Below are 6,495 nucleotides of genomic sequence, written 5' to 3' on the forward strand. Positions count from 1 at the left end.
TTGACTCGTTGAACTTTTTTTATCGGTGATCTATTTCGATGATTGGATCCGCACCGATAGAAAATTTCTGTAATTGTCTATTTTTTAGTAGTGGCTGGTTTGAGTTTTGAATCTAGTTCTTTGATATTGAGTTCGGCGAGGGAAAAGTCTTTACTTTGCGGATCGGCCACTGTGAGAATTTTTGACCAGTATTGCTTCGCCTTTGCAAAGTCATTTGCTGCATAGGCTGAAGTGCCAGCTAAACTCAAGGTTTTTAGATTTTTATTATCGAGTAGTAGGGCTTGGCTTAAGATGTCTTTGGTTTTTTGATCCCATTGGTTGCCGTTGGTGATAACTCTAGCGTCGATCCAATCGGCCAATAATTGCGGATCCGGTACAAGTAAGCCCGCCGCTTTTTCATACGCATTGGCAGCTTCGGAGGGTTTACGGAGTTCGCTGTAGGTGCGGGCAAGTAGCAGCCATCCTTCGCCATTTTTGGGATCTTTCTCCATTTTTTTTGCTAATCTTGTGGCGAGCGTATTCAGGTCACCGCCGGCGTTAGCTGCCGACGATCGCTGTAAATTTTTCACTTCTGGTTTATTCGGTACATGAATTTTTGATGCAGTTTCTTCTAGCAGTAAGGGATCGAGATTTTCTTGTTCGAAAAAACTGTAGATCGCCAGCATGCCAGAGAAAATGCATACTGGAATACTCCAATAAAGATGTCGTCTACTCTCACTGACGGGAATATTTGCCAAGCTTTCGTGTATCGCCTGTTGTTTTTGATTAAATTCATCAGTGCTGAGTTGTCCAGTTTGAAGTGCGAGAACTTCTGCGCGTAATTTTTGTGCAATCTCAGAAAATTGCGAACTCACCTGACTAAACAGCATAATGCGTGCGATAAAAATCAACATTCCTAAAAATACAGCAATTGCTGCATAGAGCATGATCATCTCAATTTCTCCAAACGATTTTATAAGCTTTGGTGGTTGAACTTAAGCTTATGTACTGGTTTATTAGCGGAGATCACCGCGCACACCAACGAAAACATAATTTCGTGTGCTGTGATCATTACGATTGAAACCGGTTGAGTTTGATACCTCACGTCCGGCCTCACCTTCAAAATATAAATTACTACCCCATTGATAGGAATACTTGAGACTGTAAGTTGAACGATTCTGTTTGTTTGATTCGTTGTCTTTTTGGGTGTAGTAGCGCAGGTTAGTATCAATCTTGGCACGTTCAGTAAAAGGCATGGCATAAGCTAAACTGTAGGCCTGTCCGTCGTAAGTTGGTGCCTTAATTAGGCTCAGGCTACTCACTGCAACCGCATTGTCGATGAGGAAATTGGTGCCTATTAGTTGAAAAGTCACCACATGATTTTTCCCTGATGCCTGTTGTGAGCTTGTATCGATGACGCAAGTATTGTTCAAGCTATCAATCCGACCTAGGCATACACCGATCACTGCTAGTGGTAATACCGCCATCACCGGCTTGGTACTTGAAATAGAAGATAAGCGGTAATCAACGCCGACTTGCCATTTTTCGGTGTATTGTCGGGTCACCCCGATTGAAAACATATCCGACATTGCTGTGAGAGAACTGGCTTGTTCTCTCACTTGTTTTATTCCTTGTGTATCGATGATTTCCTTCATTGATAAACCAGGTACTGCTTGTAGTGCATTGGTCAGGCTGTAGCCAGGTGCGCGCCGATGATCGATTACGAAGAAGTAGTTATTGCCGTTTGCACTGACATAGTTGCCTTGAGCGAGCGCTATATTGATACCTTTGTAAAGTACCTCGTAGTCAAGCATTGCGTAAGCGGTCGCTTTGCCATCGAAATAGCGTATTTCTGATCCGAGTGCACGACGATTTTGATAGGCGTCTAGGTTCTGCTGCACCATATAAACACTGACTCCTGGCACGCCTACACTTGCTTGCATATCAGCGCTGGCACCGTAAAAAACTTTCTTAAATGGTGAGCCAAATTCGACGGCGTTGCCGTAGACGGCATTGAGTCTGTAGTCGTTGCCGACGTTCAATCCTGTTTGTAATCCATCGAATCGATCCAGTACCCCAATACCATTAGGATTTTGACGCCCGACCCGTAGATAGTAGCCATTTTTCTTATCAACATGATCGATATAGGCTGCATATAATCGGTTGTAACTTCGTTTCGCGGATAGAAAATTGTGGTTGTCGGTATCTCTGATTACAAAGCGGGTATCGGAAAATGCGTCACGCCTGCGCATATTGAAGTTGATCGACGAGATCAGCGAATTCTGATCAATCATGGAAAGGGTATCGCGATTAAAGGTCAGCTGGCCGGGGGCAGGCGGCGTTAGTGTTTCTATTTGTGACTGACCTGTGTAGTAATAGGATGATAGGTTGCTGCTGTAAGACCATTCGGCGATTCCCGGATCTTTCGGAAACGATTTTTGGCTTGGTTTATTTGTATTCTCTTTAGGTAGTTTATTTAAATTACTTTGTATTTTTGTGATATTCGCTCCATTGGGGAATAACTTGATGTAGAGCTCATACTCTCCTTTTGCTTTCAAATTTTCTCCGTTGAGCTCTCTGACTTCCCCTATCATCGCTTGCGCGGCTTCAGTGCTCGCATTCATCGGCAATCCTAAAACTCGATTCAAGCGATTAATGGTTTTGGCCAAATCTTTTGACGCCAGTGCTGCGTTTGCCTCGTCCAAAAAAGCTTTGGCTCTGGTGTCGATTTCGTTGGACGACATGGTCGGCGGTGATGTTAGGACCGCAGAATCAATGACGGGCTTATTGTCAGGCGCAGGAGTTTCCAATTTCTCGTCAATATCAGGTTTTGGCAATAATGGAACCGTGATCACGATACTGCGACCATCCGCACCTGACCTGACCTGCGCATTCGTTGGTCGCGGGAAGGTGATTAACATCGCATTGATCAGTTCTGGATAAATGACGGTGACACTTTCCATTCTTGTTGTGCGCGGCGAGCGAGTAACTTCTTGCGCGAGTTCACGTTCCTGTTGAGCCACATCAATCAGTTTGATAAAAACTCGTAAGCTTTTTTGATCATTGGTTGATGCGTGCCGCAAATAAATGATTTTCTGTGAAAAGCGTATTGTGATGTCGCCATTTTGTTCGCGCTCAACCACATCGATATGATCGATGATCTCTGCAATCGCTGGATTTGATGCAAAGCAGAAGATGAGTAAAGCTGATCTTAACCATAAGGAAAGGAGACTTTTGCCATCAATATTCATGTTTAACCCCATTCTATGTAGGTACTACCTTTTTTGCCCAATGGCTTATGGCAACCACTAGAAGAACAATCTTTTCCTACCGCATTGACACCATGATGGTTGGCTGTTCTTGTTACTTTGGTCATGCGACCTGAGTATTGTGAAGATGAGTCGTGACAAGTGATGCAACCAGTTTGCATAGAGCCATGATTCATTTTTGCTACTCCAAACGAATTTGTACTGCTGTGACAGAGCGAGCATTCATTTCCAGGCATACCGCTCGGCATGGTGGTAGGAATATGATTTGCTGGTTTGATCGCGATATCGGTGTAAGTCCCGCCATGACAGGTCTGGCAGGTGCCACTGGCAACGCCGGCATGATTAAAAGTCGTTGGTAACCAACTGGTAAAACTATGATGACAAGATTCGCATGCAGCGGATGTCGGCAAGTGATTTGCTGGCTTAAAATCGATATTTGGGTAAGCATTGGTGTGGCAACTGACACAACCTGTGGCCGGCACACCAATATGCGAATAGGGTGTGATTAATGGAAGCCAGGCTAAACCTACTTTGTGACAGACATCGCATGACTGCGCTGTCGGAATGTGTGGTGAAGACTTACCACCTGCGGCGACACCATTGTGGCAAGTGGAGCAGGAGCCTGGCACCACGCCAGAATGTGAGAATGTAGCTGGTTTCCATGCACTGGTACCGTGGCACACATCACAGTTCTGGGTGGTTGCAAGGTGATTTGGTGTTTTGGCCTGCGCATTCGAAGAGAGATAGGCGCCATTGTGACAAGTTGCGCAATTGCCTTTGGCAACCGGCCCCGTGGTGTCCTGGTGGCTCATTACAGCGGATGCGAAGTTTGTGAATGTTTTATGGCAGGTATCGCACTGTGACGAAGTTGGAATATGGCTTTCTGGTTTTCCGGTGCTAATGCTTCCGTTGTGACAACTTGAGCAGCGACCAGCGACAGGCGGAGTTACCGTCGCATGGCTAAACGTTGCGGAAGTCCATGTAGTAGTCGAATTATGGCAAGTATCACACTGCGCCGTAGTAGGGGTGTGATTGACAGGTTTTGTCTGTGCATTTTGTGCGAGGTAACTACCATTGTGGCAGGTCGAGCATTGCCCTGCCAAGCCTGAATGATTCATCGTTGATGGTGTCCACGTCACATATCCTGATTTATGGCAAGTATCGCATTGAGAATTGGTAGGAATGTGTGAGTTAGGTTTTGGCAGTGCATTGATCGCTGCATAGCTTGAGTTATGGCAGGTCGAACAGTTTCCGGTAGCAACTGGTCCAGTCGTTGCAACGTGATTCATGATGGCTGGCCTGAAGGTCACATAATTGTTATGGCAAGTCGAGCATTGTGCCGAAGTCGGAATGTGATTTGCAGATTTCCCTAAAGCGGTAGCGCCGTTGTGACAGCTACTACATTTCCCAACTGCATTTGCATCATGGATATAGGTTGCTGATGCCCATGACGAGGTCGATTGATGGCACGTATCGCATTGCGCCGTGGTTATTACATGCGTGGCGGACTTAGTTTGTGCATTGATTGACACGTAACTACCTGAGTGGCAAGTTGAGCAGTTGCCTTTGGATGTGGGTCCAGTGGTGCCAGTATGGTTCATTTTCGCTGGTGAAAAAGCAGCGTAGTTGGTGTGGCAACTATCACACGAGGTCGTTGTGGGAATATGCGACACTGGCTTGCCGATCGCACTTCCACCATTATGGCAAGTTGCACAAGTTCCAACACTGACACCCTGATGCGTAAAGGTCGTAGGTTTCCATGCCACTGTTGTATGACAGGTGTCGCACGATTGTGTTGTTGGTATATGAGTTGCTGGCTTGCTTTGAGCGTTGATCGCGACGTAACCACCGCTATGACAAGTGATACAGTTTCCCACTGCATTTGGCGATGTAGTTCCACTGTGATTCATACTGGCTGGTGCAAAGGTAGTAAATGCTTTATGACATGTATCGCATTGAGCTCCGGTCGGAATATGATTGTTTGGTTTACCTAAAGCATTGGTACCGTTGTGACAGCTAGAACAACGGCCAGCGACGCCAGGTGTTGCAGTCGTATGATTGAACGTTGCTCCCGACCAGGTGGTTGTGGAGGTGTGACAGGTATCGCATTGGGCCGTTGTCGTTATATGTTTGGCAGATTTTGTCTGAGCATTCTGAGCGACATAAGCGCCGCTATGACAAGTAGAACAAGTACCAGCCATTCCCGCATGATTCATCTTCGGACTGGTCCATGTACTAAAACCGCTGGTGTGACAACTGTCGCATTGGGCAGTGGTTGGAATATGGGTAGCCGATTTCCCCGCTGCGGTACTGCCGTTATGACAGCTCGCACAGCGTCCTGCGACAGGTGGTGAGACATTGGCATGGTTAAAGTTGACGCCAGTCCAGGTAGTGGTCGAGGTATGACAGCTATCGCACTGCGCGGTAGTTGAAATATGGGTCGCTGGTTTGGTCAAGGCGTTCTGTGCGACATACGCGCCGCTATGACAAGTGATACACGTACCAGCCATTCCCGCATGATTCATCTTCGGACTGGTCCAGGTACTAAAGCCGCTGGTGTGGCAGCTATCGCATTGGGCAGTGGTCGGAATATGGGTCGCTGATTTCCCCGCTGCGGTACTACCGTTATGACAGCTAGCACAGCGACCTGCGACAGGTGGTGAGACATTGGCATGGTTAAAGTTGACGCCAGTCCAGGTCGTGGTAGAGGTATGACAGCTATCGCACTGCGCGGTAGTTGAAATATGGGTCGCTGGTTTGGTCAAGGCGTTCTGTGCAACATACGCACCGCTATGACAAGTGATACACGTACCAGCCATTCCCGCATGATTCATCTTCGGACTGGTCCAGGTACTAAAGCCGCTGGTGTGGCAGCTATCGCATTGGGCAGTGGTCGGAATATGAGTCGCTGATTTTCCCGCTGCGGTACTACCGTTATGACAGCTAGCGCAGCGACCTGCGACAGGTGGTGAGACATTGGCATGGTTAAAGTTGACGCCAGTCCAGGTCGTGGTCGAGGTGTGACAGCTATCGCATTGTGCGGTAGTTGAAATATGGGTCGCTGGTTTGGTCAAGGCGTTCTGTGCAACATACGCACCGCTATGACAAGTGATACACGTACCAGCCATTCCCGCATGATTCATCTTCGGACTGGTCCAGGTACTAAAGCCGCTGGTGTGGCAGCTATCGCATTGGGCAGTGGTCGGAATATGAGTCGCTGATTTCCCCGCTGCGGTACTACCGTATG

3 protein-coding genes are annotated in these 6,495 nt (G+C 47.3%); all 3 read right to left on the reverse strand.

The genetic code is table 11. From position 1 onward, the window contains the following. Positions 1–77 precede the first annotated feature (77 nt). Positions 78–932, reverse strand: coding sequence for a tetratricopeptide repeat protein (locus tag ACO0KW_RS13285; RefSeq protein WP_423053641.1), 855 nt, complete (start codon positions 930–932; stop codon positions 78–80). Between the two features lie 63 nt (positions 933–995). Continuing rightward, a complete protein-coding gene (locus ACO0KW_RS13290; RefSeq protein ID WP_423053643.1) occupies positions 996–3,230 on the reverse strand; it encodes a hypothetical protein in 2,235 nt (744 codons plus the stop codon). Between the two features lie 2 nt (positions 3,231–3,232). Then, positions 3,233–6,495 (reverse strand): cytochrome c3 family protein (locus tag ACO0KW_RS13295; protein ID WP_423053645.1); only part of this gene is annotated, 3,263 nt, incomplete at its 5' end.

The sequence above is a fragment of the Undibacterium sp. Ji22W genome (assembly GCF_049340305.1).
Taxonomy (GTDB): Bacteria; Pseudomonadota; Gammaproteobacteria; order Burkholderiales; family Burkholderiaceae_D; genus Undibacterium.